Source organism: Streptomyces albireticuli, from assembly GCF_002192455.1.
GTDB lineage: Bacteria > Actinomycetota > Actinomycetes > Streptomycetales > Streptomycetaceae > Streptomyces > Streptomyces albireticuli_B.
Genome location: NZ_CP021744.1, coordinates 8038621 through 8051233, shown reverse-complemented (window position 1 = coordinate 8051233; position 12613 = coordinate 8038621). Strand labels below are relative to the sequence as shown.

10 protein-coding genes and 1 pseudogene are annotated in these 12613 nt (G+C 71.1%); 8 read left to right on the top strand and 3 right to left on the bottom strand.

Annotated elements, in window-relative coordinates; translation table 11 throughout:
- Window positions 1-49 precede the first annotated feature (49 nt).
- The gene (glsA, locus tag SMD11_RS34210; RefSeq protein ID WP_159395464.1) at window positions 50-1633 is read right to left on the bottom strand and encodes a glutaminase A; all 1584 of its coding nucleotides are present in this window, start codon (window positions 1631-1633) and stop codon (window positions 50-52) included.
- Between the two features lie 623 nt (window positions 1634-2256).
- On the bottom strand, window positions 2257-2511 hold the full coding sequence (locus tag SMD11_RS34205; protein WP_234366313.1) for a YkvA family protein: 255 nt from the start codon (window positions 2509-2511) through the stop codon (window positions 2257-2259).
- 875 nt (window positions 2512-3386) lie between these two features.
- Between SMD11_RS34205 and SMD11_RS34200 the strand changes: the two genes are divergently transcribed.
- From SMD11_RS34200 to SMD11_RS37420, 3 genes and pseudogenes are all read left to right on the top strand, one after another.
- Entirely contained in the window at window positions 3387-3971 is a 585-nt protein-coding gene (locus SMD11_RS34200; RefSeq protein WP_159395463.1) for a hypothetical protein, read from the top strand.
- A gap of 297 nt (window positions 3972-4268) precedes the next feature.
- A complete protein-coding gene (locus SMD11_RS34195) occupies window positions 4269-4712 on the top strand; it encodes an RpiB/LacA/LacB family sugar-phosphate isomerase (RefSeq protein WP_087930903.1) in 444 nt (147 codons plus the stop codon).
- Window positions 4634-5286: pseudogene (locus SMD11_RS37420) on the top strand (dethiobiotin synthetase). The gene SMD11_RS34195 and the pseudogene SMD11_RS37420 overlap by 79 nt, the downstream one beginning before the upstream one ends.
- A 117-nt stretch (window positions 5287-5403) precedes the next feature.
- Here SMD11_RS37420 and SMD11_RS34185 read toward each other — a convergent pair.
- Window positions 5404-5910, bottom strand: a complete 507-nt coding sequence (locus SMD11_RS34185; protein ID WP_087930127.1) for a winged helix-turn-helix transcriptional regulator — start codon at window positions 5908-5910, stop codon at window positions 5404-5406.
- On the opposite strand from SMD11_RS34185, the gene SMD11_RS34180 reads away from it, so the two are divergent.
- From SMD11_RS34180 to SMD11_RS34160, 5 genes are all read left to right on the top strand, one after another.
- On the top strand, window positions 5909-7228 hold the full coding sequence (locus tag SMD11_RS34180) for an MFS transporter (RefSeq protein WP_199844018.1): 1320 nt from the start codon (window positions 5909-5911) through the stop codon (window positions 7226-7228). The two genes, SMD11_RS34185 and SMD11_RS34180, sit on opposite strands and share 2 nt — an antisense overlap.
- Complete coding sequence (locus SMD11_RS36060) at window positions 7216-7404, top strand: hypothetical protein (protein WP_199844017.1); 189 nt, start codon at window positions 7216-7218, stop codon at window positions 7402-7404. Before SMD11_RS34180 ends, SMD11_RS36060 begins: the two co-directional genes overlap by 13 nt.
- Before the next feature lie 688 nt (window positions 7405-8092).
- On the top strand, window positions 8093-8737 hold the full coding sequence (locus SMD11_RS34170) for a TetR/AcrR family transcriptional regulator (protein ID WP_159395462.1): 645 nt from the start codon (window positions 8093-8095) through the stop codon (window positions 8735-8737).
- A gap of 37 nt (window positions 8738-8774) precedes the next feature.
- Window positions 8775-10100, top strand: a complete 1326-nt coding sequence (locus tag SMD11_RS34165) for an amidohydrolase family protein (protein ID WP_087930125.1) — start codon at window positions 8775-8777, stop codon at window positions 10098-10100.
- A 179-nt stretch (window positions 10101-10279) separates the two neighbouring features.
- Window positions 10280-11806, top strand: coding sequence for an MFS transporter (locus tag SMD11_RS34160; RefSeq protein WP_087930124.1), 1527 nt, complete (start codon window positions 10280-10282; stop codon window positions 11804-11806).
- Window positions 11807-12613: the final 807 nt, after the last annotated feature.

The window sequence follows — 12613 nt, the reverse complement described above, 5'->3', positions numbered from 1 at the left end:
TCGCCCTCTGTCACGCCCGCCGGGTCGTAGCCCGCCCTGGGCCCAGGGGCTACGACCCGGCGGCGTCGGCGAGCAGCCGGGCCAGCTGCCGGTGACCGGAGCGGTTGGCGTCGTCCAGGGGCGTCCCGCCCCAGCGGTCCACCGGCTTCGGGTCGACGCCCGCGGACAGGAGGAATTCCACGGTGTCCCGGTGCCCCTCGGCCGCGGCCAGGTGCAGGGCGGTACGCCCGTCGTAGTCGGTGGCACCGAGGGGGACGTTGAACGCGGCAAGGCGGCGGATCTCGTTGAGGTCGCCCTGGCTGGCGGCGAAACACAGCCCTACGATGCCTTCGATGGCACTCTGCTGACGCTTGAGGCGGGGGTCGCGCTTACCGGTCCCGGTTCCGGCGCTGGGACCGGGACCGGTGAGCAGGTCGTACGTGTGGACGTTGTAGCAGTCGACCAGGCGTCGGCAGACCTCGATCCCGCGCACCGAATTCCCCTGGGCATCCAGACGGGGTGACCAAATGGCGATGCCCATCAGCTGGGGCACTACCAGCATCAAAGCGCCGGACACCCCGCTCTTGGCCGGCAGGCCGATGGTGAAGGCGAACTCACCCGAGAAGTCGTACATGCCGCACGAGGACATCAGCGAGAGGCAGTGCCGCACCGTCCGGGCGGAGAACACGGGATCCTCCGTCAGCGGGCACACCCCCGCATTGGCCAAGGAGGCCGCCGCGACGGCCAGTTGCCGCGCGTCGACCTCGATCGAACAACACTGGAAGTAGAACTCCAAGGTGGCCAGAAGGTCGGTGCCGGGCGGGAAGGCGCCGCGTTCCCGCATCGAGTAACCGAGGGCGAAGTTCCGGTCCGCGGTGTTGCGCTCGGACAGGTAGACGGAATTGTTGAAACCGACACTGCGCCCGCCCGCAAGGCGTTTCCAGGTCTCGGCCACGTAGTCGAAGCGGTCCGCGGCGTCCAGGCCGCGCTGGATCAGCGCGCAGCTCATGATGGCCCCGGCATTTATCATCGGGTTGTGCGGCAGCCCCGCCTTGTTGAAGGTCAGCTCGTTGAAGCCCTGCCCGCTCGGCTCCCGTCCCACATGGCGGTGGACGGTGTCGGGCCCGTGCTCCTCCAAGGTGAGGCAGTAGCTGACGGTCTTGGAAACCGACTGCAGGCAGAAGTTCACACCCGCGTCCCCGATGGAGAAACGCTGCCCGTCCACCGTGCATACCGAAATCGCGAACTGGTCCGCATCCACCCGCGCGAGCTGCGGGATGTACGCGGCGACCGCGCCCCTCCGGTCGGTACGCACCTCCTGGTGGATGCGCTGAAGATCGTCCACGAACGCGGGGAAATCAGGAATCGCGAGCTCCCCGCGGGCCGCCCGCTCGATGAGGCCACGGCTGCGCCGGGTGGCCGCGGTGAACTGCTCCACGGTCAGCAGCCCCGGCTCGGTCGGCAACGGGGCCGAGCCGGCACGCTCCAGGTCGGCGACGGTCTCGGTGATCCTTGGGTCGTCGGGCAGAATGCCCGCCTCGCACAGCACCCGCAGCAGCAGACCGGGCGAGAGCTGACCGGACGAGCCCTGCTCGAAGCAGCCGAGAACACCCGCGTGGGTCCCTCCACCCCGGCAGCGCAAGGCGCTGGGCACAAAGGGGCGGTCCGCAGGCGGCTCCCCGGTCTTCGCAGCGGGCAAAGAACTCCTCCGATCAACTGCGGCAGGCAGGTCCCTGCGTGTTGCCGGAAGACAGGCTGATGGGCGTCGCAGGCCGAGCCGGTGGGGCTGATGAGATGCGCGGTCCCGATAATCCCCACCGCATCGACGATTCCCGGCCATCAGCGACGAAAACCAGCCTCATCGAAGCCGGCACGCCCAGGCAGGTGGTGTGGTTGCGAACACCAGCGCTCTCCGCTCCCCACGCGCCGCACGCCCTCGATACGCCCCGGCGCCCACCGCCCATTGCCTACGCAGCGGCGGTCCCAGCCAGGGAGGAGACAGCCGTGACCGCAGGTACGGACCGGTGCCAGGCGGTGGGGGCCGAGGCGCCGTAGGCGTCGAGGCGTGCGATCCGTTCCTCGCCACCGCGACCCGTGGGTGGCGGGGTGTCTCTCCAGGCGCGCTCACTGATCGCCGCTCCTCCAGCACCTCCTCCGGTGCGGCCGACTTGACGCCGGCGGCGGCCTCGCCTCCCGGGCCCGCGCCGCCTGCTCGCCGACGGATCGCCGCGGCGAGAAGCACGACCTCCTGCACCGCAGCGGCTCCTCCCCGCTCACTCACCGCGGTGGCGTGGGCCCGCTCGTCGCGGCGGGACTGCGGGCTGCCGTGCGGAGGGAGCACAGGGCCAGGAGCAGGACGCCGATGTCGTCCACGTAGAAAGGATCGGGGATGAGGTCGCGTGGGGAAACGAGACAGAGCAGGGCTCCCCGGAACACCAGCTTGGTGGTCTCGGGCACGCCCGCCTGGCGCAGCAGCCTCCGGGCCCGGATGAGCCGGAGGGCCACGAGCACGGCGGCCCCGGCCGCCGCCACCAGGAAAAGGACTGCCCCACAGACCAGGGCCCAGGATCCGGTGCTCGTACCGAACCGTTTACCCCCTGCGCCGGCTCTCCCTCACCAGGGCCGCTCAGGCCGGCCGACGTGACGTACGGGCTCCGTCCCCGTGGGAAGAAGAAGGGGCAGGCCGTGGCCGACTCCGCTGACGACGGACAGCTGAAGGGAGCACGCCTTCTCCGCCGACACGGCGCGCTGGGTTGGCGCGCATGTCCACGTGGGGGGTGGGGTGCCAGGAGCGCTGCCCGCTCGTATCAATTCCGGGTGGGATCCTGGCTCTTGACGCGCAGAGTTACCACAGCGGCCGCGTACCCACCCGCCGCGACGACCAGAACTCCTGTTCGGACATTCGGCATGGGGACGGGTTCCCCCGCGACCACCCCGCCTTCGTCTTCCCCACCGCCACGGTGAATCCGGCCGTCGGCCCCACCACCCTGGTCCTTCGCGAAGCTGATTCCTCGGTCTCGCCCATATTCGCCCCTCGCTCGGCGTCCGCTCCGGGGAAAGGGGGACCAGCCCGGCCATCGCAACTGGTTGCCCGTGAACGGCGGCAGATCCCGCCCGAACGCGGACCGGCTTTCGCCGCCCTTCAGGCCGACGACGTTCCCGGACCGCGAGCAGCGGATCCCGCCAAGCCCGCCCGGTGACCGATCGCCGACGCTCCGGCTCCCCTTCTCCGCGGTCACCGCCGCTTCGGCGGAGCGGGGTCCGATCGGGGGACGCCGCTTCACCTGCTCGGTGAGCCTATGAGGTGACCCCGTGCGTTACCCCTCGCGTGCCAGGCTTCAGAAAAGGAAAAACTCTCCTCGCGCGGGCCCCCGGACTCCGACCCCGTACGGTGAAAGGCGGCGGCTATGCCTCACGTAAGACTCACGCGGCAGGACATCGAGATGACCATCGACCGGCGCATACGCTCGCTGGCCATGGACACGCACGGCACTCTTGAGCTGGACGCGCTCCGCGACGAGACCGCTGATCTGGCGCGGGCGCTGAACCCCGCCTCGCCGGGCCGCTCCGCCCTCCGGCTGGAGGCATGCCTGCCCGCCCTCCAGTACCTGCACCTGCACACCACCGCCCTCCTGGCACTCGCCCCGGCGAGCCACCGCACCCAGCCGATTTGGGCGGCCGCCGACCTCAGCACCTGGGCACGCACGGCCACAAGGATCCTCACCGACGACGAACAGCCGGCCTCCGGGCGCCTCCGGGAACTGGACCGTCTCCTGACCGAGGCGCAAGGGCGGCTGGAGGAGCTCCACACCTTGCGCTCCATCGAACTGGCGGAGGGCCTGACGGGCGAGACGGCGACCAGATCCGCCATCCGCGACGGCCGACCGGTCGCGGAGACCCTCGCCCTGATCGCCGCAGACCTCGCCGACCTCACCGCCGCTTGCCAGGACCTGCCCGCACCGGCTCCCCGTCCCCGGCCGGACTCCGGGTGAGGCCAGGACCCCCTTCGTCGACGCCGTCACGGTTCTCGGGGTGCTCGTCGAAGACCTTTCTGATCATTCGAGCGCTTCGACGGGCAGTGCTGACCCGAATTCTCGGCCTTCTGCGACGGACCACCCCGGGTATCCACGCCGCTCACCGAATGCTTACGGACGAATCCCCTCGGCCTTATCAGGCGGCAAGGGGCTGACCACGTCGGATTCAGGGAAGGAGACAAGGGAGGCACCCTCGCCGGCGGCCGAATGGGCACTGGGCACGACACAGACCCGAAGGAGGGAATCATGCCGAAGCTGCGAATCTCTGTCTCTGCCGACTGGGACAAGGGCGTGGCCCGCCAGCTCGCGGAAGAACTGAACCACCGGGGCCATGAGGTGATCCCCCACGGCGTGCTGAATCCGGAGGAGAAGGACGACTGGGCGCTCTGCACCGAAGCCGCAGCCCAGGACGTCGTCCAGGGGCGGGCCGACCAGGCCGTGGTGTGCTGCTGGACCGGCACCGGCGCCAGCATCGCGGCCAACAAGGTTCCCGGCGTACGCGCCGCATTGTGCACGGATGCCTATACAGCCAGCGGCGCCCGGCGCTGGAACGACGCGAACGTCCTGGCCCTGAGCCTGCGGCTGACCTCGGCCTCGGTCCTCACCGAAATCCTGGACGCGTGGTTCGACACCACGCCGAGTCAGGACCCCGTCGACCAGAAGAACATCCGGCACGTGAACCATATCGGGAGCGCTTAGAGGCGCCGGCAAAACGCGTTGGGGTGACGGTATTCGAGGAGACTTGGCGGTACCGATACCAGGTGAACAATCATCGGGATACCACAGGAGGTCGCGTGCGCTTCCAGGTCGCGGTCTGCGGGCCGGGGCGTGGCAACGAGGAGGAACGGCCGCGCGCCCGTCAGGTGGGCCGGCTTCTCGCCGAGCACGGAGCCGGCGTGCTGTGCGGCGCAGGAGCGGGCGTCATGGCCGCTGTCGCCGAAGGGGCCCGCTCACGAGGCGGATTGGTGATCGGGATCCGCCCGGACACGGACCGGGCGGCAGCCTCCGGCTCATTGTCCGCCATGGTCCTCACCGGCATGGGAGAGGCCGGGACGCCGCGAACGTCGCCGGCGCCGACGCGGTGATCTCCGTCGGCGGCTCCTGGGGCACCCTCAGCGAGATCGCTCTCGCCGGGCGGCGTGGCGACATCCCCGCCGTCTGCCTGGCCGGGTGGCAGGTGAGCGACCGGACGGGGAGCCCCGTCATGGGCCTCGTCCACGCCGCGACGCCCGAGGAAGCCGTGACGACGGTGCTCGCCGTCCGGTACCCGTAGACGACATTCGCTGTTTTGACCGCCGAGACCCTTGGTCGAGCACGGCCTTCGGACGGCATCGGCGGACAGCGGCGCGGCTGCCTCGGTCGACGCGGCACTCCAGGCGGGCCTCGGAGCTCAGGCGCCCTCGCCTTCGCCGGGAGCCAGGAGAGGCGCCGGCTCCCGGTCCGGAGAGGTCGGGCGGATCCAGGACACGTTGTCCGAGGTGAGTTTGCGGCCGCACTCACTGCACGTCTCGCTCCCCTTGCTTTCTTCCCCGCAGGCGCGGCAAATGATCACCAGACGTCGCGTGAGGTCTTCGGTCGGGGTGTGCTTCTCGGCCCAGAGCGCGTAGGCGTGCAGGATCGGCAGCGCGTCGGCCGCCGCGGCCGTCGGGACGTACTCGTACCGTGGCCGCTTGCCCTCCCGGTAGGGCACCCGCCGGACCAGGCCCGCCTCGACCATGTACGTCAGGCGCTTGGCGAGGATGTTGTCGGCCACCTCCATCTGCTCGCGGATCTCGTCGAAGCGCCTGCCTCCGGAGAGCAGTTCGCGGAGTACGAGAAGCACCCAGGGATCCCCGAGCGCGTCGATGCCCCGTGCGATCGGGCACGGCCTGTCGGACCAGTCGGAACGTAGCGCCATGACGGCATCATCTCTCATCGGGAGCCTACTGACTTGCTTCAAGCAAGTCAGTCTCTCTATTTTGGCCACCATGACAGACTTGTCTCAAGCAAGTAAGAATCGCGGCGACGGCGGGCTCGGGCCGCTCGTGGCGATCGGTGCCGCCAGCGTGCTGGCGTCTCTGGATCTGTTCGTCGTGAACCTGGCGTTCTCCTCGATCGGCGCGAGCTTCCCGGCCGCGTCCCCCCAGGCGCTGACATGGGTGCTGAACGCCTACGGTGTGGTGTTCGCGGCACTGCTCGTCCCGTCCGGGCGGCTGGCGGACCGGTTCGGACGCAAGCGCCTGTTCCGGCTGGGGCTGCTCGCCTTCGGCGCGGGGTCTCTCGGGGCAGCGATCGCGCCCGACGTGGTCACTCTGATCGTCGCGCGCGGTCTGCAAGGCGCCGGCGCGGCGCTGGTCGTACCGACGAGCCTGGCCTTGCTGCTGGCGGCCTACCCCCAGGAACGGCACAAACGGATGGTGTCCCTCTGGGCCGCGGCCGGCTCGGTGGCCGCGGCCGCCGGCCCCGTCCTGGGCGGTGTGCTGACCCAGTACGACTGGCGGTGGATCTTCCTGATCAATCTGCCGATCGCGGCCCTCAGCCTCTTCCTCGCCACGGGCCTCGAAGAGACGGCCACGCTGGACACGAAAGTTCCCGACCTGTTCGGCTCCGCCCTGCTCGTCACGGGAGTCGGGGCGCTGGTGACCGCCGTGTCGTATGTGACCGAGTGGGGCTTCGCCGATCCTTGGTGGTGGGCCGTGCTCACGGCAGGCGCGGTGGCACTGGCCTGGCTCCTGCGCAGGTGCTTGGCCCATGAGGCGCCGGCGGTGGACCTGCGGGTCCTGCGGGTTCCCTCTTTCACCGTGGCGACGCTGGGCATGGCGTGTTTCTACGTGGGTTTCTCGATCATGCTCCTGGGCTGCAGCCTGTTCCTCACGGAGGTGTGGGCGTGGACTCCGGTCCTCGCCGGACTCGGTTTCGCCTCCGGGCCCGCGACCGCGGTGGTCACCGCCCTGATCGCGGGCAGAGTGTCACTGGAGCCCCGCAGGCTGGCAGGGCTGGGCGGCATCTTCTTCCTCGCTGCCGGAATCCTGTGGTTCTTCCTCCTGACCGAGCAGGCGGGGTACTTCCCGGTCTATCTCGCCGGCACGGTCCTCACCGGCGCCGGGGCCGGAATCGCGCAGACCGGATTTCTGGCCGGAGGCGTCAGCGGCCTGCCCCACAGGAATACGCGACCGGCACCGGAGTGCTCAACGCCTCCCGCCAGGTCGGCGGCGCGATCGGCGTGGCGATCCTGATCTCCGTCACCGGCGGAGGAAGCGACGCGAACAGCTACCGGACCGCCTGGGCCGTCATGGCGGCGGCCGGCCTGATCGCCGCGCTGTGCGCACTCACCCTTCGTGACCGTGACGCACCAGGGGCTCCCCCGCACGGTACCGCCGAGGACCGCGAGACCGTCGGGGGCAGAGCATGAGTGCCCGTTCACCGACTCCTCCCGCACACGCCGACCCTCCCCGCATGCCACGCACCTGATGTGCACCGCCCCGGCCATGGAGGCCCTTCGCGCCCATGGGTCCACGCCGGAACCACACGCCCACGACAGGGAGGTTCCAGGCCCCCCTCCAGTACCCGGCCGGTGGAGACGCCGGACCAGACGCACGCCCTCCGACCGGCCGGCACGGGCACGCCGCGGCGCGCGGCCTCCACCGCCACGCCACCGCTCGGTGCCGGTTCCCGGCTCCGGTCGGCATTCTCCTGGTGGGCCGTCCCCAACCGGCGCACCCCGGACAGCACGATCAGGGCGGCGCGGCCGACCCAGCCGACGGGCCCCACGAACGCGGCCTGCGGGGTCCGAGCCGGTCGACCCACCCGGCCAGTCCCCGTAGCCGGCCCTCCAGATCGCGTTCGCCGTCGCGGACCTGGGCGTCGTGGGCCAGTCCACCGCGGATCAACCGCTCGGCCGCAGGCGAAACCAGCTGACCCGCCCATGCCTCGTGCTCTCGCGGGAGCCCTCGGCCAGGCCCTCGGGGGCGATGGCGCCCTTGGCCGCCGCGTACAGGCCTGGCACCGGAGGCCATGCCAGTGGACCGCCGCCACCGGCGCCGCGGAGCCTGCCCACACCCAGGACGGAACGGAACGTTCCATTCTGTTACGGTTCAGGCATGGCAACCGAGGAGCATCAGCGCCGGGAGCGTGGCGTCACGGCCGAGGAACGAATCATCGGCGCGGCCGGCAGCGCTTTCATCGATCTGGGGTACGACGTGTCGATGGCCGAGATCGCCCGCCGTGCGGGCATGGGTATGAGCGCGATCTACCGGCTCTACCCGAGCAAGAACGATCTCGTCACCGCGGTCCGTCTGGCAGGCATGTCCTTCATCGCGGACCGGGCCCGCCAGGCGCTGGAGGAGGAGCCGGACGGCGCCCGGGCCCTGGAGCGCTTCCTGTTCGCCTGCCTGGGGGCCCGTGCCGGGCACATGCTGCCGGTCCTGGGCAGGCGCCAGGCGCCCACCCCGGGTCTGGACACGGTCCGGGAGGAGATGCACCGGGCCATCGACGCCGTCGCCGAACGGGCGAAGGCGGACGGCGCCCTGCGTCCGGAGGTCACCGGGGCGGACCTGCTGCTGCTCCTGGACCACCTCAGCCCGTCCCTGCCACTGGACCACCCCCAGGCCCTGCTGCTCCAGCGCCGCTACGCCCGCATGGTCCTCGACGGCCTGCGCACCCCGGCCCCGGCCGCGCTCCCCGGGCCGGCACCGGACTGGAACCTGATGAAAGCCCTGTGGGACGGCCGCCGGAACCAGGACTGACCGCGATCACCAGGGGGGAACTACGGAAGGACGCACCATGACCGAGGCACTGCTCGTCCGCGGCGGACTGCTGCTGACGATGGACCCCGCCCACGGCACCCTCCGGGCCGACATCCTGACCCGCGACGGCGTGATCACGGAGATCCGCCCCGGCATCGAAGCCCCCGACGACGCACGGATCATCGAGGCCGACGGCGCGCTCGTGCTGCCCGGGTTCATCGACACCCACCGCCACATGTGGCAGGCCGCCCTCCGCGGCATGGGCGCCGACCTGACGCTCGGGGACTACTTCCCCCAGGTCACCGGTGCCCTCGCCGCCCAGTTCACGCCCGACGACGTGCACCTGGGCGAGACCCTGAGCGCCTACGCAGCCCTCGACGCGGGCGTGACCACCGTCCAGGACCTGGCCAACATCCACGACACCCCCGAGCACTCCGACGCCGCCCTCCACGCCCTGCGCACCACCGGCCTGCGCACCGTCCTGGCCTACAGCCACTCCTTCAACGCCCGCCACGCCGACCGTGTCGCCCCCGACGGCCTCTCCCGCGACGCCGCCCGGCTGCGTTCGCTCCTCTCCGACGACCAGGCCCTGGTGACCATGGCGCTGGAGGCCACGGCCCGCAGCGAGGAGGGCACTCTGGCCAACTGGCGTCTGGCGGCCGAACTCTCCCTGCCCGTCGCCCTGCACGTCATCGGCCGGTTCAGCGAGGAACCGCCGCTCAGCATGCTCCAGCGGCTCGGCCTGCTCGTCGCCCAAGGCGAACGCGCCACCTATATCCACGCCACCGACCTGGACGCCTCCCAGTACGCCCTGATCCGCGACAGCGGCGGCCATCTCTCCATCGCCCCGGCGGTCGAGATGCTCATGGGCCAGGGGTACCCTCCACTCCTCGACGCCCTGGACGCCGGACTGGTCCCCAGCCTGAGCGCCGACGTCGAAGTCACCGCACCCAGCGACATGTTCACGCAGATGCGGGCCGCGCTCCAGGCCGTACGCCAGGCCGCCCACGCCCGCGCCCGCCTCGACGGCTCGGACCCCGTCATGGTCACCGCCGAGCAGGTCTTGTCCTTCGCCACCATCGAGGGCGCCCGCGCCCTGGGCCTGGACGACCGCACCGGCTCCCTCACGGTCGGCAAACAGGCCGACCTGATCGTCCTCACCACCGACCGCCCCGGGCTGCGCCCCGTCAACGACCCCGCCGCCACAGTCGTCCTGGGCGCGGACCGCGGCGACATCGACACCGTGATCGTCGCCGGGCGCGTCCTCAAAGAACACGGCCGCCTCCTCGACTCCGGTGCCCTCCCGCGTCTGTACGCACAGGCGGACGCCCTGCGCGACCGCCTCACCGAACCGGCGCGGTAACCCCTCCCCCGGCGCATCACCGCGCGTGCCGTCACCGGCGCTGCACCCGGTAGGCGGCACCCGCCCCGCACCCTCTCAGTCAGCGCCGCCTCATCCGACGGCGCCGGCGATGGCGCCCGCATGCCCTCCCGCATGCGGGCGCCCGTCTTCGCCCCGCCCTTCTGCCGAAGGAATCGCCCGTGTCCGACCACGACACCCAGCCGACCCCCGACGCCGGCCTCGCACCTGACCGATCGCCCACCGCCCCGCACCACGCCACCACGACGGATCAGCCCGTCCCCGGCGGGTCCCGGCGCTGGGCCACGCTGACATTGCTGGCGGTGACCCAGTTCGTGGTGGTGCTGGACTCCTCCATCGTCAACATCGCCCTGCCTTCCCTCGGCAGGAGCCTGCACATGTCCGCGACCGGCCTGTCCTGGGTGGTCAACACCTACCTGCTCGCCTTCGGCGGGCTTCTCCTGCTCGGCGGCCGCGCGGCAGACCTCCTCGGGCGCCGCGCGGTCTTCGCCACCGGCCTGCTGCTGTTCACCCTCGCCTCCCTGACGGCGGGCCTGGCACCCGACGGCGCCATCCTGCTCGCCTCCCGGGCGGTGCAAGGAACCGCGGCCGCGATCATGTCCCCGGCCGCCCTGTCGATCGTCACCACCGTCTTCCCCGAAGGCCGCGACCGCGACCGCGCCCTGGGCATCTGGGGAGCGGTCGCCGGCTCCGGCGGCGCCGCCGGCGTCCTGCTCGGCGGCATCCTGACCTCCGGCCCCGGCTGGCCCTGGATCTTCTTCATCAACGTCCCCGTCGGCGCACTCGCCCTGCTCCTCACGCCGAAGCTCATACCGGCCCTCCCCGCCCGCCCCGGACGCCGTTCCTTCGACCTCGCCGGCGCGACGACGGTCACCGGCGGACTCGTGGCGTCGGTGCTGGGCCTGGTCTCCAGCAGCAGCCACGGCTGGACCTCCCCTCGCACCCTCGGTCCCCTGGCGATCGGCGCCCTGCTGCTCGTGGCCTTCGTCGCCGTCGAGCGGCGCGCCGCACAGCCCCTGCTCCCTCCCCACATGCTCCGCCGCAGGACGGTCGCCACCGCGAACACGGTCATGCTGATGACCGGAGGCGTCATCGTCAGCCTCTTCTACTTCCTCGCCCTGCACATGCAGCAGGTCCTGGAGTACAGCCCCCTACGCTCCGGACTCGCCCAACTCCCCCTGAACGTTGCCCTGATCGTGGCAGCCGCCTGCGCCTCCCGGCTCTTGGCCCGAGCGGGCGCGCCGGTAGTCCTGACCAGCGGCCTGCTGCTCCTCGCCAGCGGCCTGCTCTGGCTGGCCGCGGCACCCGTCGACGGCTCCTTCCTCGTCACTCTGTTGGGTCCGCTGGTCCTGATCGGCGCGGGCATCGGACTGGCCCTTGCGCCCGTGAACGTCATCGCCTACAGCGGTGTCCCACCCCATGAGACGGGCCTGGCCGGCGGCCTGGTCAACACCAGCCAGCAGACCGGCGGGGCGCTCTTCCTGGCCGTACTGACGACCCTCGCGGCAAGCCGCACCCAGCACCTGCTCCCCGGAACGAGCCGGACCCACGCCCTGGCGGGCGGCTACCACTGGGCCTTCGCGGCCGCTGCCGCACTGGCCGTCCTCGCCGCGGCCATCACCACCCTCGCCCTGGCCCGCCGGGAACGCCCGCCACTGCACGGGCTCGGTGCCGAACAGCCCTCCTGACGGCGAAGCCCGGGCACAACCGCGCCCCGCTCCGCCCGTCACCTCCGCGAAGGTGCCCCGCCCTCGGACACCTGACGCACCCTCGGCTGCCCGGAACTCGCGGGCCCCGCCTGGAGCCAGCGGGCCGAGGCGCCGGGCACGCAGTCTGGCTGATCTGTGTCGGCGTCACCGACCGCCATCCACGGAGCTGAGGCTGTCCGCAGACTGACGGATCGGTCGGGAGTGAACGTTTCCGGGGCGCCGGCCGCGTCGTAGGCGACAGACCCACTCGATCCGCCCCCCACAGCTTTCCGGCCCGCCCTCGCGCACGGCCCAGCCGTCCTCACTAGGGTGAGGGCGGCGGTAGAACCGGTGATGACGCCGACCAGTGCAACACCTCGCCAACGGCCGTTCCGTACGTCCGCCCTCTTGCACTACCGCCCCGTTGTCTTCTCTGGCACTGTGAAAGCGGCGCGTACGGGAGTTGGCGGGACTTGGTGTACCACCGGGGCGCCGTTGTGTGCCCCGAGTACTCTCATATATCTGCGCCAAGGGGTCGCTTTTCGGCCTGTACAGGAGCACGGTGCGGGGAGCAGGTCCCGTGCCGTCCGCAGCTCAGGGGCTCTGGAACGTTTCTCCGTAAAGTCTGAGCTGCCGGCCCGGATCTGCCTGCCGCCACGTGACGGGTCCTCCCGTCCGGCTGACTCCCAGGCAGAGAACATGAGCACGACAGTCGACGCCGCTCCCCGCGCTTCCACACCACGGCCCCGTGATCATGTCTCCCCCGAAGTTGTCGACCGGTTCACCAGGGATCTTTCTCATCTCTTT

Excerpts from the sequence above, each read along its gene's own strand:
- SMD11_RS34180 (WP_199844018.1), top strand. The coding sequence starts at position 5,909 with ATGACGGCATCATCTCTCATCGGGAGCCTACTGACTTGCTTCAAGCAA.
- SMD11_RS34170 (WP_159395462.1), top strand. The coding sequence starts at position 8,093 with ATGGCAACCGAGGAGCATCAGCGCCGGGAGCGTGGCGTCACGGCCGAG.
- SMD11_RS34200 (WP_159395463.1), top strand. The coding sequence starts at position 3,387 with ATGCCTCACGTAAGACTCACGCGGCAGGACATCGAGATGACCATCGAC.
- SMD11_RS34165 (WP_087930125.1), top strand. The coding sequence starts at position 8,775 with ATGACCGAGGCACTGCTCGTCCGCGGCGGACTGCTGCTGACGATGGAC.
- SMD11_RS34185 (WP_087930127.1), bottom strand. The coding sequence starts at position 5,910 with ATGGCGCTACGTTCCGACTGGTCCGACAGGCCGTGCCCGATCGCACGG.